Genomic DNA, 25,185 nt, shown 5'->3' on the forward strand with positions numbered 1-25,185 from the left:
GTAGAGCACGGGATTGTGACTCCCGTTGTCGTGGGTTCGATCCCCATCGTCCACCCCATATTTCGAAAGGCGCCAGATGTGACAGTCTGGCGCCTTTGCTTTAAAAAGCTTCATCCGCGGATGTGGTGGAATTGGTAGACACACTGGATTTAGGTTCCAGCGCCGCGAGGCGTAAGAGTTCGAGTCTCTTCATCCGCACCAATCAAAGCTTCATGCATGTCTTCGGGCTGGTGAGGTTCAACAAAGAAGTTGTTTGGCTTTTTTGTTACGCAATATGGTGGGCGTAGCTCAGTTGGTAGAGCACGGGATTGTGACTCCCGTTGTCGTGGGTTCGATCCCCATCGTCCACCCCATATTTCGAAAGGCGCCAGATTTAACAGTCTGGCGCCTTTTTTGTTTTTGCGGTTTCAAAAGCCGGCGCTTGCCGGTTTTCGGTCGCAGGGGCAGGGCGCTTCGTCGTATTTATGTTGCTCGATGATGCTGCACTGCTCGCCGGGCTTGCTTGCAAGAACGGCCGTCAAGGAGTGATGGGCAGTCCCTTCTATATATAGAAGAGGTCGGCGCAGAGCCTTGGCGTGATTGGTTGTATTCGCCTGTGGGACGCGCTGCATCTGTGCATCTATCCCTATAAATTGCCCGCTGTTTTTTTACCCGTTTTCAGTAGGGTGACTTCTTGAGTTTGACCCACTAGAATGCATGCCCTTGATTCTGGGGTCGGAAACGGCCGGCTAACGTCTGTGCAACGAGGAATATCCATGCAAGTTTCTGTTGAAAATACTACTGCTCTCGAGCGCCGCATGAGCGTCACCGTGCCGGCAGAGCGCATCGAGACTCAGGTCAACAAGCGTCTGCAGCAGACTGCCCAAAAGGCCAAGATTGCTGGCTTCCGTCCAGGCAAAGTGCCAATGAGCGAAATCAAGCGCCGTTTCGGTGCTGATGCTCGTCAGGAAGCTGTTGGTGATGTCATCCAGTCCTCCTTCTATGAAGCAGTGGTTGAGCAAAAGCTGAACCCGGCAGGTTCGCCATCGATCGAGCCTAAGTCGCTCGAAGCTGGCAAGGATCTGGAATACGTTGCTGTATTCGAAGTGTTCCCTGAGTTCACCGTTGCCGGCTTCGAAGGCATCACTGTTGAGCGCCTGAGCGCTGACGTGGCTGACGCTGATCTGGACAAGATGCTCGACATCCTGCGCAAGCAGAACACCCGTTTCGAAGTGGCCGATCGCGCTGCCCAGAACGAAGACCAACTGAACATCGATTTCGTTGGCAAGGTTGACGGCGAAGCATTCGCTGGCGGCTCCGCCAAGGGCACTCAGCTGGTGCTGGGTTCCGGCCGCATGATCCCGGGCTTCGAAGAAGGTCTGGTAGGTGCTAAAGCTGGCGAAGAACGCGTTCTGAACCTGACTTTCCCTGAGGACTATCAGAACCTGGACCTGGCTGGCAAAACCGCCGAGTTCACCGTCACTGTAAACACCGTTTCCGAGCCAAAACTGCCTGAGCTGAACGAAGAGTTCTTCGCTCAATTCGGCATCAAGGAAAGCGGCATCGACGGTTTCCGCACCGAAGTTCGCAAGAACATGGAGCGTGAACTGCGTCAGGCGATCAAATCCAAGGTCAAGAATCAGGTAATGGACGGTCTGCTGGCCACCAACCCGATCGAAGTGCCTAAGGCTCTGCTGTCCAACGAAGTTGACCGTCTGCGCGTGCAGGCTGTTCAGCAGTTCGGTGGCAACATCAAGCCTGATCAACTGCCGGCCGAGCTGTTCGAAGAGCAAGCCAAGCGTCGCGTAGTGCTGGGCCTGATCGTGGCTGAAGTGGTCAAGCAGTTCGACCTGAAGCCTGACGAAGCCCGCGTTCGCGAAATGATTCAGGAAATGGCTTCGGCTTACCAGGAGCCTGAGCAGGTCGTGTCGTGGTACTACAAAAACGAGCAGCAACTGAACGAAGTGCGTTCGGTTGTGCTGGAAGAACAAGTTGTGGATACTGTTCTGCAGAAAGCTAGCGTGACCGACAAATCGGTCTCTTACGAAGAAGCGGTCAAGCCGGTAGAAGCTCCAAAAGCCGACTGATTGTTTTTGCGTTAAGAAGTACACACATAAGCCAGCCTTCGAGCTGGCTTATGCGTATTCAAGACATAACTATTTGGGAGTGACTGCAGAGCATGTTCCGTAATTCGTATATTCAGCAGAACTCTGATATCCAGGCCGCAGGCGGCCTGGTCCCGATGGTTGTCGAGCAATCTGCTCGTGGCGAACGCGCCTATGACATCTACTCGCGCCTGCTCAAGGAACGAGTGATCTTTCTGGTTGGTCCGGTAGAGGACTACATGGCCAACCTGATCTGCGCGCAACTGCTGTTCCTTGAAGCGGAAAACCCGGACAAGGACATCCATCTCTATATCAACTCCCCGGGCGGTTCGGTGACTGCAGGCATGTCGATCTACGACACCATGCAGTTCATCAAACCCAACGTATCAACCACTTGCATCGGCCAGGCCTGCAGCATGGGCGCATTCCTGCTGACCGCAGGTGCTCCAGGCAAGCGTTTCTGCCTGCCTAACTCGCGTGTGATGATTCACCAGCCTTTGGGCGGTTTCCAGGGCCAGGCGTCGGACATCGAAATCCACGCCAAGGAAATCCTCTTCATTCGCGAGCGTCTGAACACGCTAATGGCCAAACACAGCGGTCGCACTCTGGAAGAAATCGAGCGCGATACCAACCGCGACAACTTCATGAGTGCGGAAGCTGCGAAGGAATACGGCTTGATCGACGAAGTGATCAACCAGCGCCCAGCTTAAAATAAGCAGCTCAAAATAGGCTTGGTCGGCTGGTCTGATCAGCGGCGGGCTTGAAAAAGCCCGCAATAGCCTTCATCTTGTGTTGCAAGCCTATCGGATTTGGATCGAACGAATGACTGACACCCGCAACGGCGAGGACAACGGCAAGCTGCTCTATTGCTCCTTCTGTGGCAAAAGCCAGCATGAAGTGCGCAAATTGATTGCCGGCCCCTCGGTCTTTATCTGCGACGAGTGCGTCGACCTGTGCAATGACATCATCCGCGAGGAGGTGCAGGAAGCCCAGGCCGAAAGCAGCGCGCATAAATTGCCTTCGCCTAAAGAAATCAGCGGCATCCTTGATCAGTATGTGATTGGTCAGGAGCGTGCGAAAAAGGTTTTGGCCGTAGCGGTGTACAACCACTACAAGCGCCTGAACCAGCGTGACAAAAAGGCTGACGACGTCGAACTCGGCAAGAGCAACATCCTGCTGATCGGCCCGACAGGCTCCGGTAAAACCCTGCTGGCCGAAACACTGGCCCGCCTGCTGAACGTTCCGTTCACCATCGCTGACGCAACCACCCTCACCGAGGCGGGTTACGTAGGTGAAGATGTCGAGAACATCATTCAGAAACTGCTGCAGAAGTGCGATTACGACGTAGAAAAAGCCCAAATGGGTATTGTCTACATCGACGAAATCGACAAGATTTCCCGCAAGTCCGACAACCCGTCGATCACCCGCGATGTTTCCGGTGAAGGCGTGCAGCAGGCCTTGCTCAAGTTGATCGAAGGCACGGTCGCTTCCGTTCCGCCGCAAGGTGGCCGCAAGCATCCGCAGCAGGAATTCCTGCAGGTCGACACTCGTAACATCCTGTTCATCTGCGGTGGTGCTTTCTCGGGTCTCGAGAAGGTTATCCAGAACCGTTCCACCAAAGGTGGCATCGGCTTCAACGCGGAAGTACGCAGCAAGGAAGAAGGCAAGAAAGTCGGTGAATCCCTGCGTGAAGTCGAGCCTGACGATCTGGTCAAGTTCGGTCTGATCCCTGAGTTTGTCGGTCGTCTGCCAGTCCTCGCGACGCTGGACGAGCTGGATGAGGCTGCGTTGATGCAGATCCTCACCGAGCCGAAAAATGCTCTGACCAAACAGTATGCCAAGCTGTTCGAGATGGAAGGCGTGGATCTGGAATTCCGTTCCGACGCACTGAAATCTGTCGCCAAGCGTGCCCTGGAGCGTAAAACCGGTGCCCGTGGGTTGCGCTCGATTCTCGAAGGTGTGCTGCTCGACACGATGTACGAAATCCCCTCGCAGTCCGAGGTGAGTAAAGTCGTGATCGACGAGAGTGTGATCGAAGGCAAGTCCAAGCCACTGTATATTTACGAAAACAGTGAGCCGACGGCCAAGGCAGCGCCGGACGCGTAAGCGTCCACCGCGTCGCAACAAAGAAGGGGCCTTCGGGCCTCTTTTTTTTTATGTCGTTTTTTACATCCGCTTTGCGCTTGTTTTTTTTCAAGGCAGCCCCCATCTTGGTTTCAAGCTTAATTCCATCTGATTACGGCCATATGGCCGCCGTAGAGGCGAAATCATGAAGACAACCATCGAATTGCCTCTCCTGCCATTGCGTGATGTCGTGGTTTATCCGCACATGGTTATCCCGCTGTTCGTGGGGCGCGAGAAATCCATCGAAGCCCTCGAGGCAGCGATGACGGGCGACAAGCAGATCCTGCTGCTGGCCCAGAGAAACCCGGCTGACGATGATCCCGGTGAAGACGCTCTCTATCGCGTAGGTACCATCGCCACTGTTCTACAGCTGCTCAAGCTGCCTGACGGCACCGTCAAGGTTCTGGTCGAGGGTGAGCAGCGCGGCACCGTCGAGCGCTTCAGCGAAGTCGACGGCCACTGCCGTGCCGAGGTCTCGCTGATCGAAGAAGTCGACGCCGCCGAGCGCGAATCCGAAGTGTTCGTGCGCACGCTGCTGTCGCAGTTCGAACAATATGTACAGTTGGGCAAGAAAGTCCCGGCTGAAGTCCTGTCTTCGCTCAACAGCATCGATGAGCCGGGCCGCCTGGTCGACACCATGGCTGCGCACATGGCGTTGAAGATCGAGCAGAAGCAGGAAATCCTCGAAATCATCGATTTGTCTGCCCGGGTCGAGCACGTTCTGGCGTTGCTGGATGCCGAGATCGATCTGCTGCAAGTCGAAAAACGTATTCGTGGTCGCGTCAAAAAACAAATGGAGCGCAGTCAGCGCGAGTACTACCTGAACGAGCAGATGAAGGCCATTCAGAAAGAACTCGGCGACAGCGACGAAGGCCACAACGAAATCGAAGACCTGAAAAAGCGTATCGACGCTGCCGGTCTGCCGAAAGATGCGTTGGCCAAGGCCACTGCCGAGCTGAACAAGCTCAAGCAAATGTCGCCGATGTCCGCTGAGGCCACCGTGGTGCGCTCGTACATCGACTGGCTGGTGCAGGTGCCTTGGAAGGCCCAGAGCAAGGTACGTCTGGACCTGGCGCGCGCTGAAGACATTCTCGATGCCGATCACTACGGCCTCGAAGAGGTCAAGGAACGTATCCTTGAATACCTCGCCGTACAAAAACGCGTGAAGAAAATCCGTGGACCGGTGTTGTGCCTGGTCGGTCCTCCGGGCGTGGGTAAAACCTCGCTGGCAGAGTCGATTGCCCACGCCACCAACCGTAAATTCGTGCGCATGGCCTTGGGTGGCGTACGTGATGAAGCGGAAATTCGTGGTCATCGCCGGACTTACATCGGTTCGATGCCGGGAAGATTGATTCAAAAGATGACAAAGGTTGGCGTACGCAACCCGCTGTTCCTGCTCGATGAAATCGACAAGATGGGTAGCGACATGCGTGGCGATCCGGCGTCGGCGTTGCTGGAAGTGCTCGATCCCGAGCAAAACCACAACTTCAACGATCACTATCTTGAAGTCGATTACGACCTGTCGGATGTGATGTTCCTCTGCACATCGAACTCGATGAACATCCCGCCGGCGCTGCTCGACCGGATGGAAGTGATCCGTCTGCCGGGCTACACCGAAGACGAGAAGATCAACATCGCAGTCAAATACCTGTCGCCCAAACAGATTGCCGCCAATGGTCTGAAGAAGGGCGAGCTGGAATTCGACGCAGAAGCGATCCGCGACATCATTCGTTACTACACCCGTGAAGCGGGTGTGCGTGGCCTTGAACGTCAGATCGCCAAGGTCTGCCGCAAGGCTGTGAAAGAGCACGCTCTGGAAAAACGCTTCTCGGTGAAAGTGACAGCTGATCTGCTGGAGCATTTCCTCGGTGTGCGCAAATTCCGCTACGGTCTGGCTGAGCAGCAAGATCAGATCGGTCAGGTGACCGGGCTTGCCTGGACTCAGGTTGGCGGCGAACTGCTGACCATCGAAGCGGCGGTCGTACCGGGCAAGGGACAGTTGATCAAGACCGGTTCGCTGGGTGATGTGATGGTCGAATCGATCACTGCGGCCCTGACAGTGGTGCGCAGCCGTGCGAAGAGCCTGGGCATTCCTCTGGACTTCCACGAGAAGCGCGACACGCACATTCACATGCCGGAAGGGGCGACGCCGAAAGACGGTCCTAGCGCCGGTGTGGGCATGTGCACGGCGCTGGTGTCGGCATTGACCGGCATCCCGGTGCGCGCCGATGTTGCCATGACCGGTGAAATCACTCTGCGTGGTCAGGTGCTGGCAATTGGTGGTTTGAAGGAAAAACTGCTGGCGGCCCACCGCGGTGGAATCAAGATTGTGATTATTCCGGAAGAGAACGTGCGCGATCTGAAGGAGATTCCTGACAATATCAAGCAGGATCTGCAGATTAAACCGGTTAAATGGATTGACGAGGTCCTGCAAATTGCGCTGCAATACGCGCCGGAGCCCTTGCCGGATGTGGCTCCGGAGATAGTTGCCAAGGACGAAAAACGCGAGTCTGACTCTAAGGAAAGAATTAGCACGCATTAATACGTTTTTGCCTGGGTGGCTTCCTTGACAGCTTTTTAGAGCCCTTGTTATAAAGCGGCTCTTAAGTGTCTGTAGGCCATTCAGCACTCGTTTTTGCTTTCACCAAAAAACTTAGAATCATCTCAAAATAGATATAAGGGGACTTAGAGTGAACAAGTCGGAACTGATTGATGCTATCGCTGCATCCGCTGATATCCCGAAAGCTGCTGCTGGCCGTGCGCTGGACGCTGTAATCGAATCCGTCACTGGCGCTCTGAAGGCTGGCGACTCCGTTGTTCTGGTTGGTTTCGGTACTTTCTCCGTGACTGACCGTCCGGCTCGTACCGGTCGTAACCCTCAGACCGGCAAGACTCTGGAAATCCCGGCTGCCAAGAAGCCAGGTTTCAAAGCCGGTAAAGCATTGAAAGAAGCTGTTAACTAAGTTTCAGGTTTTTACCCATCCGGGTCGGGGTCATGCCTGACTTGGCAGCGGAGCGGTAGCGCAGGTCGCTGAAACAGCTGCCTGTAACGCCGGGATCGAGGGTTCGAGCCCTGTCCGCTCCGCCAGTTACGAGAAGGCGCATCCTCGGATGCGCCTTTCTTCTATCCGGATTCTACCCACGCTCCACGGTTGCCTAATTTTGAAGTTCAACCGTTTCTGGGGGACGCATGCTGCAGAATATCAGGGACAATTCACAAGGCTGGATTGCCAAGACCATTATCGGAGCCATCATTTTGCTGATGGCGTTGACCGGTTTCGACGCCATTTTCCAGGCCGCCACTCACAAGAATGAGGCGGCCAAGGTCAACGGTGAAGAAATCAGCCAGAACGAGCTGAGCCAGGCCGTTGATATGCAACGCCGTCAGCTGATGCAACAGTTGGGCAAGGACTTCGATGCTTCTTTGCTTGACGAGAAAATGCTCCGCGAATCGGCCCTCAAGGGGCTGATCGATCGCAAGCTGCTGCTGCAAGGCGCAGAACAATCGAAATTCGCTTTCTCCGAAGGCGCGCTGGATCAAGTGATTCTGCAGACACCTGAATTCCAGGTCGACGGCAAGTTCAGCTCCGAGCGTTTCGACCAGGTGATCCGTCAACTGGGTTACAGCCGTATGCAGTTCCGCCAGATGCTGGCTCAGGAAATGCTGATCGGCCAACTGCGCGCCGGTGTGGCGGGCAGCGGTTTTGTCACTGACGCCGAAGTGATGGCATTCGCCCGTCTGGAAAAACAGACCCGTGATTTCGCTACGCTGAACATCAAGGCTGACCCGGCTGCGGTCAAACTGACCGACGACGAAGTCAAGGCTTACTACGATGAACACGCCAAGGAGTTCATGACTCCGGATCAGGTGATCATCGACTATGTAGAGCTGAAGAAGTCTTCGTTCTTCGATCAGGTCGCCGTCAAGGACGAAGACCTGCAGGCGGCGTATCAAAAAGAGATCGCCAACCTGTCGGAGCAGCGTCGTGCCGCGCACATTCTGATCGAAGTGAACGACAAGATCACCGAAGCTCAGGCCAAAGCGAAGATCGAAGAAGTCCAGGCGCGTCTGGCCAAGGGCGAGAAGTTCGAAGCGCTGGCCAAGGAGTTCTCGCAGGACCCGGGTTCGGCCAACAATGGTGGCGACCTCGGTTATGCCGGTCCTGGCGTCTATGACCCTGCCTTCGAAAAAGCTTTGTACGCTTTGGCCAAAGATCAGGTGTCGGAGCCGGTGCGCACCGACTTCGGTTACCACTTGATCAAACTGTTGGGTGTGGAAGCGCCTGAAGTGCCAACGCTGGCCAGCCTGAAAGACAAGCTGACCCGCGAGTTGAAAGCAGCGCAGGTCGAGCAACGTTTCGTCGAAGCGACCAAGCAACTGGAAGACTCCGCGTTCGAAGCATCTGACCTGGCTCAGCCAGCGGCAGATCTGAAGCTGACCGTGCACACCTCCAAGCCGTTTGGCCGTGAAGGTGGTGAAGGTGTTGCGGCTAACCGTGCCGTGGTCACTGCCGCATTCAGCACTGAAGTGATTGATGAAGGTGCCAACAGCACCGCCATCGAACTGGATCCGGAAACTGTGATTGTGCTGCGCTCCAAGGAGCATCTGAAGCCTGCGCAACTGCCTCTGGAAAGCGTGAGTGCGGCGATTCGCACCCAGCTGACCAAAGAGCACGCCAGCGCTGCTGCCAAGACCAAGGCCGAGAAGCTGATCGCCGATCTGCGCGATGGCAAGGCGCCGCTGGACAAGGCTGTTGAAGGGCAGAACTGGAAAACCACTGAAGCGGCCACTCGTGGTCAGGAAGGGGTTGATCCTGCTGTGTTGCAAGCGCTGTTCCGTATGCCGAAACCGGCTGCCAAGGACAAGCCGACGTTCAGCAGCGTGACTCTGCCGGATGGCAGTCTGATGATCGTGCGTCTGAATGGCGTTAACGAAGCGGCTGCGCCGACGGATGAAGAGAAGGTTCAGTACCGTCGCTTCCTGGCGTCGCGTGAAGGTCAGCAGGACTTTGCGGCGTATCGCAAGCAGTTGGAGAGTCAGGCTGACATCAAGAAGTTCTGATGTTTGACTGAGATTTGATAAGGGAGCCCCGGCCGATTGGTCGGGGCTTTTTTATTGGGCGGTTGATTGTTGGTGGATCCGTTGCTGTGGGTGTGGCTGATTAGGGTTCCGCCCTTACGGCGGGTCACTTTTTCCAGACGCCGAAAAAGTAACCAAAAAGGCTTTACCCTGACGTACGGCCCTCGCTGTGGCTCGGGTTCCTTCGCTCCGGGGTTCATCCGGGGCATCGCCTCCGGTTTGCTTCGCTGCACCTCCTCTCGATGTCCTCCCCGGATGAACCCCTCCGCTCAGCCTGCCGACGGGCCTTTTAAGATCAAGAGCGGTACTCGAGCTAACGCTCATTGTGTTGAGTGGTGAAGGTCAAAAGCGGTACTCGAGCTAACGCTCATTGTGTTGAGTGGGGCGGCATGCGCCGCGTTTTGGGTGTACTCATTTCTTTGTGGGAGCTGGCTTGCCAGCGATGGCGGCCTTTAGGCCGACCTGTTTCTGGCGGGTGAATCTGGTTTTAAACTGTGGGAGGGGGCTTGCTTCCGAAGGCAGTGTTACGGCCACTAATTTCTGGCGGGTATTCTCATGCTCTCTAGGAGCTGCCGAAGGCTGCGATCTTTTGACTTTGACGTTGTGATGATCAAAAGATCGTGGCCTGCGGCAGCCCTACACAGGGAATCTCGGCATCGCCGGGGGATATCCGGTCGGGTGTTGCGAGGGTATTTAAACCATTGAGCATTACGCCGCTCGTGGAAATCCATGGTGTCGGGCATTGGTAGCGGCATAGAAGGTCGAGACCAGCAGCACCGCGACGATCCACGGAAAGTGCTCGACCCCCACGCTGTCCAGCAGCAGTCCACCCGCCAGTCCACCTCCGGCTATGCCGACATTCCACAGCGTGACCAGCATCGACTGGGCGGTGTCGGCGGCGTCCTTCGCGGCTTTCGCTGAAGCGGTTTGCAGCAGCGAGGGCATGGCGCCGAATGCCAGTCCCCACACGGCTGTGGCGATGTAGACCACGCTTGGCGATTCGCGCCAGATGCCCAGGGCGATGGCTGCAAGCATGAAGAGGATTGCGCTGATCAGCACCAGTTCGCGCAGCCAGCGGTCGATCAGGCTGCCGACGATCCACAGGCTCAGTACTGACGCCACGCCGAATGCCAGCAACACCCGGTCGATTTCACCGCCCAATCCTGACGGTTGCAGGAATGGCGCGATGTAGGTGTACAGAAGATTGTGTGCAACCACGTAGGACAGGGTTACGAACAGCACCGGTCGCACGCCTGGCAGGGTGAAGACCTGACGCAGTGGCAGGCGTTTGCCGGCACGCTCGCCTGGGAAGTCTGGCACTTGCCAGCGTACCCAGATCACCAGCAGCACGGTCAATGCGGTCATGATTGCGAAGCTCAGACGCCAGCCAATCAGGGTGCCGAGCAGGGTGCCGGCGGGAATTCCCAGGGACAGTGCAATCGGTGCGCCGAGCATGGCCACGGTGATCGCGCGACCTTGCAGGTGTGGGGCGACCATTCGGCTTGCGTATCCGGCGAGCAGGGCCCAGAGCAGGCCGGCAAACACGCCGGCGATGAACCGTGCAGTCAGGGTCAGCCAGTACAGCTCAGACACGGCGGTAATGCTGTTGGCAATGGCAAAGCCGCCGATAGCGGACAGCAGCAGTGGTCGGCGACGCCAGCCGCGAGTGGCGATGGTCAGCGGTATGGCGGCGACGATCGAGCCGATGGCGTAGAGCGTGACCAGTTGCCCGATCAGCGCTTGAGAGACATTCAGGCCACTGCTCATTTGTGGCAACAGGCCGGCCGGCATGGCTTCGGTCATTACTGTGATGAAACCGGCGGTCGCCAGCGCCAGTAACGCGGCGAGCGGTAAGCGTTCGCCGGTTGCGGGTGGATTATCGAGCGTAGTGCAGGTGAGTGGTGCGTCGTTCATGAGCCAGCATCCCTGTGCAGAGTTGACGAGGGACACAGGGTAGAGCGCTGCGCATTGGCGAAAAACAGGTTATGGTTCCGAACATATCGGACATGGATGTCGTCAATGGAGGGTTGGTATGGATAGCCTGGGCAGTATTTCGGTGTTTGTTCAGGTCGCCGAAACGCGCAGTTTTACTGAGGCTGGCCGGTTGCAAGGGGTGTCGTCTTCGGCGGTGGGTAAAAGCATTGCGCGACTTGAGGCGCGGCTGAACGTACGGCTGTTTCATCGCACCACACGCAGTGTCACGCTGACCAGCGAGGGCGCACTGTTTCTCGAGCGTTGCCGCAAGATCCTCGCCGAGGTCGAGGCGGCTGAGTTCGAGCTGTGCGATGCCGCTTCGCAGCCCCACGGCAAGTTGCGGATCAGCCTGCCGCAGGTGCATGGGCTGGTGATGCCGGTCATGAACGAATTCATGACGCAGTATCCACAGATCGAACTGGATCTGGATCTGACTGATCGCATGGTCGACGTGGTGGAGGAGGGTTTCGATGCCGTCATCCGTACCGGCAAACCGCGTGATTCACGGCTGATGGCACGACCGTTGGGCGAGTTTCATATGGTGTTGGTGGCCAGCCCGGCTTATTTGCAGCAACGCGGTGTGCCACAAACCCCCACCGAGCTGGCGACTCACGCGTGTTTACGCCACACCTTCCATGCCACCGGCAAACTGGAGCCGTGGCCCTTGCGTAGAGAACCCTTCACCGCAGAGCCGATATTGCCGGCGCGGCTGGTCAGCACGTCCATTGAGGCCGTTGCCCACGCGGCATTCGCCGGCATGGGCATTGCCTGCCTGCCGGATTTCATGACCCATGAAGCCGTCGCGCAGGGACGCCTGCAGCGGGTGCTGGACGCGTATCTGGAGCACACCGGGCAGTTTTGGGTCTTGTGGCCGTCTAGCCGCCATGCCACCGCCAAATTGCGGGTTTTCATCGATCATTTATCGAGGCGACTTTTTCCCGACGCCGAAGGTCGATAGAGTTGTAACCGTTTTAAGACACTAATCCATACGCCGCGGGGTCACGATCTGTTGCACAATACGCCCCGGACTGTTTTCCCTCAGGATGTTCAATGTTGATTTCCACTCCCATGCGTGTTGTCGGGTTGGCGCTGTTGTTGACCGCTGTTGCCGGCTGTTCGAAAGACAAGCCGATGTATGAGCATGAAAACTTCGATGATTCCGGTACGTTCTCGCGCAATTATCCGGTGACCGACACCGCCAGTTGCGAAGCGGCACGCCGGGCGTTGCTCAGTCAGGGCTACATCATCACCAGCAGCGACCCTAAACTGGTCAGCGGTCACAAGAGCTTCCAGCAGACCGGCGAAACGCACCTGGAAATCAGTTTCAACGTGGTCTGTGCCGAAGATGCCAGTGGCAAGCATCACGCCACGGTGTTCGCCAACGCCCTGCAGGATCGCTACGCACTGAAGAAGACCAACAATTCGGCCAGTCTGGGTGTCGGTGTGCTCGGCTCGGTGTCGATGCCGATCGGCTCGTCGGACGATTCGATGGTCAAGGTCGCCAGTGAAACGGTGACGGCGCAGAAGTTCTATGAGCGCTTCTTTACCCTGGTCGAGCAGTTCTTGCCGGCAGAGACGAAGAAAGCGGCGCACATCGAGGAGAAACCCAAGACCGACCTGGGCGTACCTGAGCCGAAAGCGGCTCCGACGAATCTGACGCCGGCTGCTGAAACTGCTCCTGCGGCAGACCCGGCCGTGACCGCACCAGCGCCCGTAGAGACCGCCCCGGTCAGTTCCGAGCCGGTTGCGCCGCCAGTGGACGCTACGCCGATCACTCCGGCACCAAGCGCAGACCCTGCGCCGACCACGGAAACCATCACGCCACCGGCTAATCCGACGAACATCCCACCGCCGTCCGAGCCGATTCCGGCGTTGCCTGCCAACGGCCAATAGGCCAGAGCCGGGCACCCTCCTGTGGGAGCGGGCTTGCTCGCGAAAGCGGTTGATCAGTCACATCGATGTCGGATGTGCCGACGCTTTCGCGAGCAAGCCTGCTCTCACAGTGGTTTCAGGCCTTCTTGAAAAATCCCATGATAAATTCCTGACCGCCTGCTACGTTTTATCCATGAAGGTCGTGTTTCACTTTTCCTTCACACAGGCGCGATATGCTCGGGACACAAATGAAGAGAGCAGTAGGGGGAATACACGATGGACGACTATCAAGAAGAACTGCTCGAATACCAGGCCTTTGAGCTGGATCCGCCAGAGCCTGCGGAAGATGCGACCGAGCTTTGAGGTTTCAGGCTGTTTTGCGATGACTGCGGCGGAATTCGCCAGGCGTCTGGCTGCTCCAGCGCTTGAACGCTCGCTGGAACGCTTCGGCTGAAGCAAACCCCAGCAGGTAAGCGATCTCGCCGAACGCCAGTTCTGTGTCGCGGATGTAGGTCATCGCCAGATCACGCCGAGTGTCATTGAGGATCGCGCGAAACTGTGTGCCTTCCTCGGCCAGTTTGCGCCGCAAGGTCCAGGTCGGCAGCTTCAGGCGTGCCGCCACTTCCTCCAGATCCGGTTCCCGGCCACCGTTGAGCAACGGACCGAGCAATTGCGTGATGCGCTCGCGCAGGCTGCGGGTGCGGGTCAGTTGTTCCAGTTCCCGTTCACACAGTTGCAGCAAGTGCCGCCAGGTACTCGGGCAGTGTTCGGGGTTGCGCTGGGCGAGGCTGCTCAGGCTCAGGCGTAATTGGTTGCGTTCGGCGCCGAACTGAATCGGGTTATCTCCCAGGGTTGCATAGGCATCGCGATAATCCGGTTCATCGAATTCGATGTCGATGCGCTCGGCGCGCAATGGTTCGCGACCGACGCTGGATAACTGGTGCAACCAGCCAGCGATGATCGAGTCCACCACAAAGCGGTTGTAGGCGTTGTACGGGCTGATCGAATAGAAGCGCAACCAAGCACCGTTGGCGTCTTCGTGGAAACTCGACTGGCCGCGATAATTGGAACCGTACAACGGCTCGAAACGGATCAGGCAGCGGGCCGCTTCACGCACCGTCGGCGCCTGCGCGGCGGTCACACCGGCCAGTCCCGCCTGGCTCAATCGGCTGAGCTGGCCCATGCGCAGGCCTAATGCCGGATCTTCCGTCAGTTGAATCGCGCTATGGCCCAGACGCATATAACGCGGAATCGACAGCCGTGCTCCGGCCTCGGCCAAACGAGCGGCATCCAGACCGTATTGCTCAAGCAGCGGCTGGGGATCGGCGCCATGACTGCGCACGGCATCGGCGAGGCTATGCACGAAACCTACCGACAGATCCCCGAGGCGCATCGGTAGCGGCTTCATCATTTACAACCAGATATTCAGCAAACGGGCGCCACGGGCTTCGCCATCGGCGAACTGCTGACCGTTGCTGCTGAGAAAACTTTGACCGGAGCTCGACAGGTCCCAGAACTGCCCGCGCAGAAACACGCTCATGCCGGCAATCGCGCGGCTGCTGGGCGGTTGCGCGGTCAGGGTCAGGCGATGCCATGCCTGACCTTCGCTGACCTCACCGGGCTTGAGGCTGACCGAACTCGGTGTGCTCGAACCCTTATAGCCACGCCACGGCTTGTCCCACGTGCCATGGCCGAACACCTGCGCCGGTACCGCAACCAATTGCGCGCCTTGCTCGTCGAGTTTGCGATAGTTGTCCGGATACCAGCTGTCGCTGCCGATCAACACGCCGAGGCGCCCGGCCGGGGTGTCGACGACGTTGATTGTCTGTTCACCGGCCTGAATCACATCACGCTGATCGAACACCGAATGCATCTGCCGTTGCGGTTGGCCGAGGGGCACACCGTCGCGACCGAATACCACGCTGCTGTTATAGAGCGCGCCGCTGCCGGGTTTTAGCTGACCATCACGGATGCTGGGCTCGGGCAGCACGATCGAGCCGGCTACCAGCGTCACGTGAAACTCCTTGGCCAGACCACCGAACAAGGCCTGGTAATCCTTGGCCATGGAGCGCGACTTCATGCGCAGGTGCGCGTCGTTGACGCGGTCACTGCCCTTGGCGCTGAGCCAGGCGCGGGCGAATAACAGTGGATTGCTCGCCGCCAGCCAGTTCATCGCTTCGGCGAGGCTTGGCGCCTGATACAACTCATCTTTCTCGCCGCTGATCATCAGCCAGGTGCCGATGTGTTCCGGCAACACCACCACGGTTTTGTCGTTCAACAGGCCCTGATCCTGCGCTTGCTGCAGATAGGCCGCGAGTTTGCGGTGCAGGCGCTCGGGGCTCTGATAATCGGTAGGGAACAGTTCGGGCTGGATGCCGAGCAAATTACCACGGTCGGCCGGTGTGCCTTGGTCGACCGCCAGTTTGATGCGCAAGTCCGACAGGTAATGTCCCGCCGGCCGGTCTGCCGCCCACATGGCGTAGGTGGTCAGGGTGGCCACGATGGCCATGGAGAAAAACAGGTACAGAAGTTTGCGCATGAAAACCAACAACAGCCGGGTACAGGGTGTGGCGACTAGGGTAGGGCCCATGGCGCTGGTTGCCAAGGGGCGCTGCGCATTTTGATCATTAACTTGTCAGTTACGGTCATTGAGTGACAGCGATGCGACTCTTAGTCTGTCGAACATGACTGACGGGGGACGCAGAGCTCCCGCAATTTTTCCGTGATCGCTCGTTGTGGAGTTACCGATGACCACCGCTCATTACCCGCACCTGTTGGCCCCGCTGGACCTGGGATTCACCACGCTGCGCAACCGCACCCTGATGGGCTCGATGCACACTGGTCTTGAAGAGAAACCGGGCGGCTTCGAGCGCATGGCGGCGTACTTTGCCGAACGTGCCCGTGGCGGCGTCGGCCTGATGGTGACTGGCGGTATCGGCCCGAACGATGAGGGCGGCGTGTACTCCGGCGCGGCCAAGCTGACTACCGAGGAAGAAGCGCTCAAGCACCGCATCGTCACCCGCGCGGTGCATGAAGCGGGCGGCAAGATTTGCATGCAGATCCTCCACGCCGGACGTTATGCCTACAGCCCGAAACAAGTTGCGCCAAGTGCGATTCAGGCGCCGATCAATCCGTTCAAGCCCAAAGAGCTGGACGAGGAAGGCATCGAAAAGCAGATCAGCGATTTCGTCACCTGTTCGGTACTGGCGCAGACCGCCGAGTACGACGGCGTCGAGATCATGGGCTCGGAAGGTTATTTCATTAACCAGTTCCTCGCCGCGCATACCAACCACCGCACCGACCGTTGGGGCGGCAGCTACGAAAACCGTATGCGCCTGCCGGTGGAGATCGTGCGTCGCGTCCGCGAAGCGGTCGGCCCGAACTTCATCATCATCTTCCGTCTGTCGATGCTCGATCTGGTCGAGGGCGGCAGCACCTGGGACGAGATCGTCACCCTGGCCAAAGCCATCGAGCAGGCAGGCGCGACCATCATCAACACCGGTATCGGCTGGCACGAGGCGCGGATCCCGACCATCGCCACCAAAGTGCCGCGTGCGGCATTCAGCAAGGTCACGGCCAAGCTGCGCGGTTCGGTGAACATTCCGCTGATCACCACCAACCGCATCAACACCCCGGAAATCGCCGAGCAGATTCTGGCCGAGGGCGATGCCGACATGGTTTCGATGGCGCGGCCGTTCCTCGCCGACCCGGACTTCGTCAACAAGGCTGCCGAAGGCCGTGCCGACGAAATCAATACGTGCATCGGCTGCAACCAGGCGTGCCTTGACCACACCTTCGGCGGCAAGCTCACCAGTTGCCTGGTCAACCCGCGTGCCTGCCACGAAACCGAGCTTAACTATTTGCCGGTGCAGCAGATCAAGAAAATCGCCGTGGTCGGTGCCGGTCCTGCCGGGTTGTCCGCCGCCACCGTGGCGGCCGAGCGCGGCCATCAGGTGACCTTGTTCGATTCGGCCAGTGAGATTGGCGGCCAGTTCAACATCGCCAAGCGTGTGCCGGGCAAAGAGGAATTTTTTGAAACCCTGCGCTACTTCAAACGCAAGTTGCAGACCACCCATGTCGAGGTGTGCCTGAACACCCGTGTCGACGTGGCGAAACTAGTGGAAGGCGGTTATGACGAGATCATCCTCGCCACCGGTATTGCGCCGCGTGTGCCGGCCATTCCGGGCGTCGAGAATGCCAAGGTATTGAGCTATCTCGACGTGATCCTTGAGCGCAAGCCGGTCGGCAAGCGTGTCGCGGTGATTGGCGCTGGCGGTATCGGTTTCGACGTGTCGGAATTCCTTGTCCATCAAGGTGTGGCCACCAGCCAGGATCGCGCCGCGTTCTGGAAGGAGTGGGGCATCGACACTCACCTTGAGGCACGGGGTGGTGTCGCCGGGATCAAACCTGAGCCACATGCACCGGCCCGCGAAGTGTTCCTGTTGCAGCGCAAGAAAACCAAGGTCGGCGACGGTCTGGGCAAGACCACCGGCTGGATTCATCGCACAGGTCTGAAGAACAAGCAGGTGCAGATGCTCAACAGCGTTGAATACCTGAGCATCGACGACGAAGGCCTGCACATCCGTATCGGCGAAACCGGCGAGCCGCAGGTGTTGGCGGTGGACAACATTGTGATCTGCGCGGGCCAGGATCCGTTGCGTGAGCTGCACGACGGGCTGGTGGAGGCCGGGCAGAACGTGCACCTGATCGGCGGTGCGGATGTCGCGGCCGAGCTGGATGCCAAACGGGCGATCAACCAGGGCTCGCGTCTGGCGGCCGAACTCTGATTTCCCAGGCCTAGCGTGCCAATGGCTATCGCGAGCAGGCTCACTCCTACAGGTGGACGCATTTCAAATGCAGGAGTGAGCCTGCTCGCGATGGCTGCTTATGAGCGACTAGAATGCTGGCTCTGTCCAGATCGAATCGCCGCTCATGTTTTTGCCTCCCTCCGATTGGCTGTCCCAAACCCCCCTCGAACACCTTCATCTGGACTGGCTCACCGCCGCCAATGTTGAAGTGGCGATCCTGCGCCTGGATCAGATCGATCCGCTGATCAGCGGCAACAAGTGGTTCAAGCTCACCGAGCATCTCAAGGCTGCCGAACGGGCCGGTGCCGAAGGCATCATCAGCCTCGGCGGCGCGCATTCCAATCATCTGCATGCACTAGCGGCGGCGGGCAAACGGCTAGGCTTCAAAACGGTCGGGCTATTGCGTGGGCATGCGCAGGAAACGCCCACGGCGAGGGATTTGCAGGCGTTCGGCATGCAGCTGCATTGGCTGGGTTACGGCGGTTATCGGGCGCGGCATGAACCGGGGTTCTGGGCACCGTGGCAGGCGCAATATCCGACGCTGTTTGCGGTGCCAGAGGGCGGCGGTGGATTGCCTGGGGCGTTGGGTTGCGCGGCGCTGAAGGTTCAGGTGGACGCGCAATTGGCGAATCTCGGCTGGAGCGATTACCACGGATGGTGGCTCGCATGTGGCACCGGAACCACTTTGGCGGGGCTGGTGCTGGCGGAGGCGGGTGCGCATCCGGTGTATGGCGCGCTGGCGGTGCCGGAGGATCATGGGGTGGCGCCTCAGATCAAGGCAGTCCTCCACGAAGCTGGAATGGCCAATACAGGGTATGAATTGATTGATGCCAGTCGTGGCGGTTTTGCCAAGGTCGATGCTGGGCTGCTTGAGTTTATCGACCGTAGCCAGCAGGCGAGCGGTATGCTGCTGGAGCCGCTTTACACCGGCAAGGCGTTGCTGGCGCTAAAGAGCCACGTCGAGGCGGGCAGATTTGCCCGCGGCACTCGGCTGATTTTCGTGCATACCGGCGGATTGCAGGGGCGACGGGGATTCGACCGCGTCCCCTGATTGCAGCGTATCTCTGTCATGAGGGGATTTATTGTGGCGAGGGGATTTAGCGAAACGTCGCACCGCCCCGATGGGCTGCGAAGCGGCCCCAAAACTTCAATACGCGGTAAATCAGGAGGACCAGTTGTGGCTGAATTGGGGTCGCTGCGCAGCCCATCGGGGATAAATCCCCTCGCCACAGAGAATCCAGCATGCCTCCAAAAGCGTTTCAGCCGCGTTTGGGCATCATCCGCAACAGCGTGTTATCCCTCACCACGTAATGGTGGTAGATCCCCGCCAGCGCGTGCAGCCCGATCAGCCAGTAACCGATAGTGGCGATCAGCACGTGCCAGCCTTCCACTTGTTTGGCGAACGCTTTGTCCTCACCCACCAGCAACGGCAGATCAAACCCGTAGAACATCACCTGATGCCCTTCGGCGCTGGTGATCAACCAGCCGAGAATCGGCATGCTGATCATGAACAGGTACAGCGCCCAGTGCATCAGCCGAGCCAGCACGGTTTGCCATTGCGGCGAAGCAGGAAAAATCTGCGGGGCGGGGCCGACGCTGCGGGCCAGCAGGCGAAACCACACCAGCACGAACACGGTCAGGCCGAGCATGTAGTGGGCTTCCTTGATGAGCGTGCGCCCTCCACTGCCCTTGGGGAACAGGCCGCGCAATTCCATGCTGGCGTACACCAGCACCAACAACACCAGCATCAGCCAGTGCAGCAGAACCGATACGGTGCTGTAGCGAGATTCGGAGCTTGTCCACGGCATACGGTGTTTCCTCACAGATCAGCGTCGAAAACGGCCGTTCTTGAGCGACGGCATGCTTTAACTGTAAACCCGATGGGTGGTTTTTGCCTTGAATGAACGATTTTTTAATTGTGCGTTGCCGGGCGATGTATTTGGGGTTTGGCTGAGAGAAGGTGAAGGGGCACTTAATTAATACCAAGTATCATTGGTTGTGTCTGTGTGGATAAGTTGGGTGTAACGGTGTGTTGTTTATATTCTGTATTTGACTTTGTCTTGTGTGATTTTAGTGTGCTGGTTAATGTTGTTTTCAGTTCCTGAGTGTTGTTGGTTTGCCAGGGAATTTATTGTTTGTTAATTATTTATTTAATTAGGTGCGCCATGTTTACGAGCAAAAATCAAAACGCATATGTTGTAAAGAAGGCAATGGCCAGGAAGCCTGTTCCCAAGCCGCAGCCCGGTCTCAAGCCAAGCCCGATCAGCAAACCGGCGCCGGTCAAACCCGTTTCGCCAGTCACATCACCGGTGAAACCAGTAGCGCCAGTGAAGCCGCCAGTAAAGCCCGTCGCACCGGCAAGCCTGTTGCACCGGTCAAGCCGCCGGTCAAGCCTGTTGCGCCGGTCAAGCCGCCGGTCAAGCCTGTTGCGCCGGTCAAGCCGCCGGTCAAGCCTGTTGCGCCGGTCAAACCACCGGTCAAACCTGATGCGCCGACCAAGCCACCGGTCAAGCCAGTCGATACCGTTACGCCGACCAAGCCAGTAGCGCCCGGCGAAACTACCGCGCCTGTAAAAGTGGAAAGGCCGCCAATGCCATGGCCGACCATCAACTTCAGTATTGACCCCATTGCTCTGGCGACACTTGTGATCAATCTGGGTGGAGTCCTTAACAAGGATGGCTCGACCTCGCTGCCCGATGGCAGCCTGATCGATGCGAATCAAACTTCGCTGAAGGGCCCGGACGGTGTTATTCACCATCAGGATGGTCGCGTCGAGTTTCCCGATGGGCGGATTGTCTGGTCGGATAATACGACTGAATACCCGGATGGGCGTGTTGTTTGGGAAGATGGAACAGTGAGATTTCCGGATGGCAGTAAACGGTATCCGGACGGCCTGGCTTTCGATGCAAATAATAAATTGATCTCGGAATAAGCTAACGGAAGTTGACGTGTAATAAGTCGTGACTGCTTACATCGTAGTCACTAAAAACACCGCGGACTTGATTTGAAGTCGGCGGTGTTTTTTATTTGGCACTTACACGGTTTGTGGCATTTCGCCCCGAGCCAGACGCTTGTTGATGTCCGCGATTACTTCCGGCAGATCGCTGATGGTGTCGATCATGTAATGCGGGCGCGAACTTTCGAACAACGCGTGGATGCGCTTGCGCTCGCTGGCCAGTTCGTCGCTGCCCAGCGCACGGAAACCGGCGTAATCAAGCCCAAGCGCGTTGCCGGAACAGATCAGCGCCACGGTCCACATCCCGGCGCGACGGCCTTCGAGGATGCCCGGGACGGTGTCGTCGATTTTCACGCAAGCGGCGACATCGTCAATACCCAGGGCAATCACGTTGGCCAGTGCCTGCGCCGGCCATGGGCGACCATTGGGTACTTCGTCGGTGGCGACTACGTGGTCGGCGACGTAGCCGTTGCTGGCGGCCAGCGCCACGACTTTGTCCATCACCTGTTTCGGATAGCCGGAGCAGGAACCGATCTTGATGCCCTGTTGGCGCAGGTTGGCAATGGTCTCCAGCGCGCCGGGAATCAGCGCCGAGTGCTCGGCGATTTTCTCGATTTGCAGGGGCATGAAGCGGTTGTAGATGGCGGTGACGTCATCGTCGGTCGGGGTGCGGCCGAACGCTTTGCGATAACGCTCGGCGACTTGTGGCTGATCGCACAGAGTGCGGATGTGATCCCACTTGCCCATGCCCATTGGCCCGCGGGCTTCTTCGATGGAGACTTGGACGTCGAACTCGGCAAAGGCTTCGACGAAAATCTGCGTGGGTGCGAACGAGCCGAAATCGACCACGGTGCCGGCCCAGTCGAGGATGGCGGCTTGCAGCTGGGTTGGGTTGGTGTAGTTCATGGCAAAGATTCCTATGAGAACAAGCTATTCAAAAGGTTCGGCGATCCTGTGGGGAGCGGGCTTGCCCGCGATGGGGCACTTTCAGTCGACATTTATGCTGAATGTCATACCGCTATCGCGGGCAAGCCCGCTCCCACAGGGATCAAGTCGGATCAGATGTCGAGGACTTCCATCTCGCGCAGTACTTCGCCCACTGCCGCGACGGCCTGGCGCATTTCGTCCGGGCTGACGTGACCAATGCAGCCAACGCGGAAGGTTTCGACCTGGGTCAGTTTGCCGGGGTAGAGGATGTAACCCTTGGCCTTGACCCGTTCGTAGAAATCCTTGAACTGGTAACGCGGATCTTTCGGTGCATGAAACGTGGCGATGATCGGCGCCTGAATGGCCGCCGGCAGGAAGCTGCGCAAACCCAGCTTGCCCATCTCTTCCATCAGGGCCTGACAGTTGGCGACGTAGCGCGCGTGCCGTGCCGGCAGGCCGCCTTCTTCGTTGTATTGCAGCAGGGCTTCGTGCAGCGCCGCGACCACGTGGGTCGGCGGGGTGAAGCGCCACTGTCCGGTTTTTTTCATGTAGGCGTGCTGGTCGAACAGGTCCATCGCCAGCGAATGCGAATTGCCGGCCGCCGCAGCCAGCGACTCTTTGCGAGCGAAAACAAAACCCATCCCCGGCACGCCTTCCAGGCATTTGCCGGACGCGGCGATCAGCGCATCGAACGGCACGTGCTGCGCATCCACCGGCAGTGCGCCGAAGGAACTCATGGCATCGATGATCAGACGTTTGCCGTGTTGCTGAACAACCTGGGCGATCTCTGGCAACGGATTGAGGATGCCAGTGCTGGTTTCGCAGTGAATCAAGGCGACGTGGGTGATGGAGACGTCGGCGCGCAGCAGACGATCGACGTCAGCAGCGGTAGTCGGTTCGTCTTCAGCGGTTTCGAAGGTACTGAAATATCGGCCGAGCACTTCGCAGATCTTCGCCAGACGCTTGCCATAAGCGCCGTTGATCAGCACCAGCACTTTGCCGTCGCGTGGCACCAGTGTGCCGATGGCCGCTTCAACCGCGAAGGTGCCGCTGCCTTGCAGGGGCACGCATTCATGGGTCGCGGCGCCATTGAGGATCGCCAGCAGTTGTTCGCAAAGGCTGGCGGTCAGTTGATTGAAGCGGTCATCCCATGACCCCCAGTCGACCATCATCGCCTGGCGGGTGCGGGCCGAAGTGGTCAACGGGCCGGGAGTGAGCAGGATGGGTTCGGCGATACTCATTCGTGTGTCCTCGGATTGCGCTGGGGTATGAAGCTACGGGGCATACGTTGCAATTCGCCGTTGCATCAATCAAATTGTTTGTTGTTATGCCAACCATCAGTGAGAGTTATTCATGAATCTGTTCCAGCTTCGCGCCTTTGATGCCGTGGCCCGTGAGGGCAGCTTCACCCGTGCCGCCGCGCGCCTGTTTATCAGCCAACCGGCGGTCACCGGACACATCAAGGCGCTGGAGGAGCACTACCAGATCACCTTGCTGCGACGCACTGCGCGACGGGTGGAACTGACGGAGGAGGGCACCAAACTGGCGGCCATTACCCGGGCGATGTTCGGGCTGGCGGAAGAAGCGCAGACGATGCTCGAAGCCAACCGGCAATTGCTCACCGGGCGGCTGGAAGTGGCGGCGGATGGCCCGCACATGGTGATGCCGATGCTCGCCAGTCTGCGTGCGCGCTATCCGGGGATCACGGTCAATCTGCGCTTGGGCAATGCGCAGGAAACCCTGGCGGCGCTGTTATCCGAACACGCCGACGTGGCCGTGCTGACCGAAGTCGAACCGCGTAAAGGCCTGCATTTGCAGGCGCTGAGCGAGTCGCGGATTTGCGCGTTGGTGCCGGCAGGGCATCCGTGGGCGGCGCGCGCTTCAGACGTGAAACTCAAAGAGCTGGATCAAGTGATCATGGTGCTGCGTGAGCCGAGTTCGATTACCCGGCGCACGTTTGACCAGGCCTGTACGCAGGCGTCGATCCAGCCGCGGGTGTTGCTGGAACTGGACAGCCGCGAGGCAGTAACGGAAGCGGTGGCGGCGGAACTGGGGGTGGGCGTGGTGTCCTCGGTGGAAGTCAGCCATGACCCGCGAGTGGTAGCGATTCCGATTGTTGGCGAGGGACTGGTCAATCGGCACATGATCGGCTGCATGGAGCGGCGACGGGAGTTGCGCTTGATTCAGGCTTTTTTTGGTCTCGCACCAGTCTGATACACCGTGGCGCATTCATCGCTGGCAAGCCAGCTCCCACAGGTTTTTCTGGTGTACACAAAATGTGTGAACGGGCTGAATCCCTATGGGAGTGGCTTGCCAGCGATGGGGCAGGTCCTGATTACACAAGACTCTCGCGGACCATCTCCAGGAAAGTCGCCACCACCCGCCGCGAACTCTGCTCGCGCAAACACACCAGTGTCTCGGTCAAGCGCCGGGTGCAATCGATGATCGGCAATGCGCACACCCGCGAATCCGCACCAAACTCCGCCGCCGACACCACCCCGACACCAATCCCCACCACCACCGCCTCGCGTGCCGCTTCCCGGCCTTCGACCTGAATGGCCGGGCGTATGCGAAATCCGGCCCGGGCCATTTCCTCTTCCAGCGTCTGCCGCGTCACCGAACCATGTTCGCGCAACACCAGCGGCGTGTCGTCGAGGTCCGCCAGACAGATCGACTCGCGTTCGGCCCACGGATGATTGCGCGACACGAACGCCACCATCGGATCGTTGCGCAGTGGCACGCAGAGCAAGCGCTCATCACTGACATCGCGGCCCAGCAGCGCCAGATCGGCCTGATAGTTGAACAGCCGAAACAGTGATTCATCGGTGTTGCCGGTCTCGATCTTCACGCTGATCCCCGGATAGCGCTCGCAAAATCGCGCGATCTGCGGCAGCACATGCACCGGCGCATCCACCGCCAGAATCAGGCTGCCGGTCTGCAAGGCCTGGGACTCCTGCAACAATTCCTGTGCTTCGGCTTCAATCACAAACAGGCGCTGGGTGATCGCCAGCAAGCGCTCGCCCAGATCCGTCAGGCGTACCGAACGTTTATTGCGATGAAACAGCAGAACGCCGAAGCGCTCTTCCAGTTTGCGCACCTGGTCGGAAATCGCCGGTTGCGTGAGGAAAAGCCGCTCGGCGGCTTTGGTGAAGCTTCCGTGTACGGCCACGGCATGAAACGCTTTGAGCTGAGCGTGGGAGACAGACATGGTGGCTCCTGATTAAACGGTCAGTAACAAGCTGAGCTTATGTGTGAAATACGATAAATCGATTTTATTTATTAAACAGTAATTGCTTTGATCCGCTCACGCCATCGCTGACTGCCCGCTCGGACAGCAGGGTTGGCGATGAGCCTGCGTGT

19 protein-coding genes and 3 tRNA genes (1 of these 22 running past the window's edge) are annotated in these 25,185 nt (G+C 58.4%); 15 read left to right on the forward strand and 7 right to left on the reverse strand.

Features of this window, described 5'->3' with window-relative positions; all coding sequences use genetic code 11:
- From AC3WMT_RS22200 to AC3WMT_RS22240, 9 genes are all read left to right on the forward strand, one after another.
- Positions 1-58 (forward strand) — tRNA-His (locus AC3WMT_RS22200); it begins 118 nt to the left of the window's first position.
- Positions 59-116: 58 nt separating this feature from the next.
- Positions 117-201: transfer RNA gene (locus tag AC3WMT_RS22205), tRNA-Leu, on the forward strand.
- Positions 202-277: 76 nt separating this feature from the next.
- Positions 278-353: transfer RNA gene (locus tag AC3WMT_RS22210), tRNA-His, on the forward strand.
- A gap of 402 nt (positions 354-755) precedes the next feature.
- Positions 756-2,066 (forward strand): trigger factor, encoded by a 1,311-nt coding sequence (gene tig / locus AC3WMT_RS22215; protein WP_103305231.1) that lies wholly within the window; start codon positions 756-758, stop codon positions 2,064-2,066.
- 92 nt (positions 2,067-2,158) lie between these two features.
- Positions 2,159-2,794 carry an ATP-dependent Clp endopeptidase proteolytic subunit ClpP gene (gene clpP / locus AC3WMT_RS22220; protein ID WP_007951559.1) on the forward strand — a complete coding sequence of 212 codons (636 nt, stop codon included), beginning with the start codon at positions 2,159-2,161 and terminating at the stop codon, positions 2,792-2,794.
- 112 nt (positions 2,795-2,906) lie between these two features.
- Positions 2,907-4,190: an ATP-dependent Clp protease ATP-binding subunit ClpX gene (gene clpX, locus AC3WMT_RS22225; RefSeq protein ID WP_016775335.1), complete on the forward strand. Its 1,284-nt coding sequence runs from the start codon at positions 2,907-2,909 to the stop codon at positions 4,188-4,190.
- A 163-nt stretch (positions 4,191-4,353) separates the two neighbouring features.
- Positions 4,354-6,750 carry an endopeptidase La gene (lon, locus tag AC3WMT_RS22230; protein ID WP_007917325.1) on the forward strand — a complete coding sequence of 799 codons (2,397 nt, stop codon included), beginning with the start codon at positions 4,354-4,356 and terminating at the stop codon, positions 6,748-6,750.
- Between the two features lie 148 nt (positions 6,751-6,898).
- On the forward strand, positions 6,899-7,171 hold the full coding sequence (locus AC3WMT_RS22235) for an HU family DNA-binding protein (RefSeq protein WP_003183171.1): 273 nt from the start codon (positions 6,899-6,901) through the stop codon (positions 7,169-7,171).
- A gap of 227 nt (positions 7,172-7,398) precedes the next feature.
- The gene (locus AC3WMT_RS22240; protein WP_103305232.1) at positions 7,399-9,270 is read left to right on the forward strand and encodes a SurA N-terminal domain-containing protein; all 1,872 of its coding nucleotides are present in this window, start codon (positions 7,399-7,401) and stop codon (positions 9,268-9,270) included.
- Between the two features lie 726 nt (positions 9,271-9,996).
- On the opposite strand, the gene AC3WMT_RS22245 is transcribed toward AC3WMT_RS22240, so the two are convergent.
- Positions 9,997-11,202 carry an MFS transporter gene (locus AC3WMT_RS22245; protein ID WP_103305233.1) on the reverse strand — a complete coding sequence of 402 codons (1,206 nt, stop codon included), beginning with the start codon at positions 11,200-11,202 and terminating at the stop codon, positions 9,997-9,999.
- A 118-nt stretch (positions 11,203-11,320) separates the two neighbouring features.
- Here AC3WMT_RS22245 and AC3WMT_RS22250 point away from each other — a divergent pair, with 118 nt between their 5' ends.
- Positions 11,321-12,220, forward strand: a complete 900-nt coding sequence (locus tag AC3WMT_RS22250) for a LysR family transcriptional regulator (RefSeq protein WP_103305234.1) — start codon at positions 11,321-11,323, stop codon at positions 12,218-12,220.
- A gap of 92 nt (positions 12,221-12,312) precedes the next feature.
- Positions 12,313-13,155 carry a DUF2242 domain-containing protein gene (locus tag AC3WMT_RS22255; RefSeq protein WP_103305235.1) on the forward strand — a complete coding sequence of 281 codons (843 nt, stop codon included), beginning with the start codon at positions 12,313-12,315 and terminating at the stop codon, positions 13,153-13,155.
- A 346-nt stretch (positions 13,156-13,501) separates the two neighbouring features.
- Here the strand turns inward: AC3WMT_RS22255 and AC3WMT_RS22260 are convergent, their stop codons facing one another.
- Positions 13,502-14,542 (reverse strand): AraC family transcriptional regulator, encoded by a 1,041-nt coding sequence (locus AC3WMT_RS22260; protein WP_103305297.1) that lies wholly within the window; start codon positions 14,540-14,542, stop codon positions 13,502-13,504.
- A 3-nt stretch (positions 14,543-14,545) separates the two neighbouring features.
- Complete coding sequence (locus AC3WMT_RS22265) at positions 14,546-15,673, reverse strand: nitrilase-related carbon-nitrogen hydrolase (protein ID WP_103305236.1); 1,128 nt, start codon at positions 15,671-15,673, stop codon at positions 14,546-14,548.
- Positions 15,674-15,881: 208 nt separating this feature from the next.
- On the opposite strand from AC3WMT_RS22265, the gene AC3WMT_RS22270 reads away from it, so the two are divergent.
- Positions 15,882-17,921: an oxidoreductase gene (locus tag AC3WMT_RS22270; RefSeq protein WP_103305237.1), complete on the forward strand. Its 2,040-nt coding sequence runs from the start codon at positions 15,882-15,884 to the stop codon at positions 17,919-17,921.
- Positions 17,922-18,066: 145 nt separating this feature from the next.
- Entirely contained in the window at positions 18,067-18,993 is a 927-nt protein-coding gene (locus tag AC3WMT_RS22275; protein WP_103305238.1) for a 1-aminocyclopropane-1-carboxylate deaminase/D-cysteine desulfhydrase, read from the forward strand.
- A 208-nt stretch (positions 18,994-19,201) separates the two neighbouring features.
- On the opposite strand, the gene AC3WMT_RS22280 is transcribed toward AC3WMT_RS22275, so the two are convergent.
- Positions 19,202-19,750, reverse strand: coding sequence for a cytochrome b (locus AC3WMT_RS22280; RefSeq protein WP_103305239.1), 549 nt, complete (start codon positions 19,748-19,750; stop codon positions 19,202-19,204).
- Between the two features lie 350 nt (positions 19,751-20,100).
- On the opposite strand from AC3WMT_RS22280, the gene AC3WMT_RS22285 reads away from it, so the two are divergent.
- Positions 20,101-20,874 carry a hypothetical protein gene (locus AC3WMT_RS22285; protein ID WP_146041250.1) on the forward strand — a complete coding sequence of 258 codons (774 nt, stop codon included), beginning with the start codon at positions 20,101-20,103 and terminating at the stop codon, positions 20,872-20,874.
- A gap of 102 nt (positions 20,875-20,976) precedes the next feature.
- Here the strand turns inward: AC3WMT_RS22285 and phnX are convergent, their stop codons facing one another.
- Together phnX and AC3WMT_RS22295 are read right to left on the reverse strand one after the other, a co-directional pair.
- Positions 20,977-21,804 carry a phosphonoacetaldehyde hydrolase gene (gene phnX, locus AC3WMT_RS22290; protein WP_103305240.1) on the reverse strand — a complete coding sequence of 276 codons (828 nt, stop codon included), beginning with the start codon at positions 21,802-21,804 and terminating at the stop codon, positions 20,977-20,979.
- Between the two features lie 152 nt (positions 21,805-21,956).
- Positions 21,957-23,066, reverse strand: a complete 1,110-nt coding sequence (locus AC3WMT_RS22295; RefSeq protein ID WP_103305241.1) for a 2-aminoethylphosphonate--pyruvate transaminase — start codon at positions 23,064-23,066, stop codon at positions 21,957-21,959.
- A gap of 112 nt (positions 23,067-23,178) precedes the next feature.
- Between AC3WMT_RS22295 and AC3WMT_RS22300 the strand changes: the two genes are divergently transcribed.
- Complete coding sequence (locus AC3WMT_RS22300; protein ID WP_103305242.1) at positions 23,179-24,039, forward strand: LysR substrate-binding domain-containing protein; 861 nt, start codon at positions 23,179-23,181, stop codon at positions 24,037-24,039.
- A gap of 121 nt (positions 24,040-24,160) precedes the next feature.
- On the opposite strand, the gene AC3WMT_RS22305 is transcribed toward AC3WMT_RS22300, so the two are convergent.
- Positions 24,161-25,033 (reverse strand): LysR family transcriptional regulator, encoded by an 873-nt coding sequence (locus AC3WMT_RS22305; RefSeq protein ID WP_103305243.1) that lies wholly within the window; start codon positions 25,031-25,033, stop codon positions 24,161-24,163.
- Positions 25,034-25,185 lie beyond the last annotated feature (152 nt).

The sequence above is a fragment of the Pseudomonas sp. FW305-7 genome, assembly GCF_058786735.1.

Excerpts from the sequence above, each read along its gene's own strand:
- AC3WMT_RS22280 (WP_103305239.1), bottom strand. The coding sequence starts at position 19,750 with ATGCCGTGGACAAGCTCCGAATCTCGCTACAGCACCGTATCGGTTCTG.
- tig (WP_103305231.1), top strand. The coding sequence starts at position 756 with ATGCAAGTTTCTGTTGAAAATACTACTGCTCTCGAGCGCCGCATGAGC.
- AC3WMT_RS22305 (WP_103305243.1), bottom strand. The coding sequence starts at position 25,033 with ATGTCTGTCTCCCACGCTCAGCTCAAAGCGTTTCATGCCGTGGCCGTA.
- AC3WMT_RS22270 (WP_103305237.1), top strand. The coding sequence starts at position 15,882 with ATGACCACCGCTCATTACCCGCACCTGTTGGCCCCGCTGGACCTGGGA.
- AC3WMT_RS22265 (WP_103305236.1), bottom strand. The coding sequence starts at position 15,673 with ATGCGCAAACTTCTGTACCTGTTTTTCTCCATGGCCATCGTGGCCACC.
- AC3WMT_RS22260 (WP_103305297.1), bottom strand. The coding sequence starts at position 14,542 with ATGAAGCCGCTACCGATGCGCCTCGGGGATCTGTCGGTAGGTTTCGTG.
- AC3WMT_RS22245 (WP_103305233.1), bottom strand. The coding sequence starts at position 11,202 with ATGAACGACGCACCACTCACCTGCACTACGCTCGATAATCCACCCGCA.
- phnX (WP_103305240.1), bottom strand. The coding sequence starts at position 21,804 with ATGAACTACACCAACCCAACCCAGCTGCAAGCCGCCATCCTCGACTGG.
- lon (WP_007917325.1), top strand. The coding sequence starts at position 4,354 with ATGAAGACAACCATCGAATTGCCTCTCCTGCCATTGCGTGATGTCGTG.
- clpP (WP_007951559.1), top strand. The coding sequence starts at position 2,159 with ATGTTCCGTAATTCGTATATTCAGCAGAACTCTGATATCCAGGCCGCA.
- AC3WMT_RS22275 (WP_103305238.1), top strand. The coding sequence starts at position 18,067 with ATGTTTTTGCCTCCCTCCGATTGGCTGTCCCAAACCCCCCTCGAACAC.
- AC3WMT_RS22250 (WP_103305234.1), top strand. The coding sequence starts at position 11,321 with ATGGATAGCCTGGGCAGTATTTCGGTGTTTGTTCAGGTCGCCGAAACG.
- AC3WMT_RS22240 (WP_103305232.1), top strand. The coding sequence starts at position 7,399 with ATGCTGCAGAATATCAGGGACAATTCACAAGGCTGGATTGCCAAGACC.
- AC3WMT_RS22300 (WP_103305242.1), top strand. The coding sequence starts at position 23,179 with ATGAATCTGTTCCAGCTTCGCGCCTTTGATGCCGTGGCCCGTGAGGGC.
- clpX (WP_016775335.1), top strand. The coding sequence starts at position 2,907 with ATGACTGACACCCGCAACGGCGAGGACAACGGCAAGCTGCTCTATTGC.
- AC3WMT_RS22255 (WP_103305235.1), top strand. The coding sequence starts at position 12,313 with ATGTTGATTTCCACTCCCATGCGTGTTGTCGGGTTGGCGCTGTTGTTG.
- AC3WMT_RS22295 (WP_103305241.1), bottom strand. The coding sequence starts at position 23,066 with ATGAGTATCGCCGAACCCATCCTGCTCACTCCCGGCCCGTTGACCACT.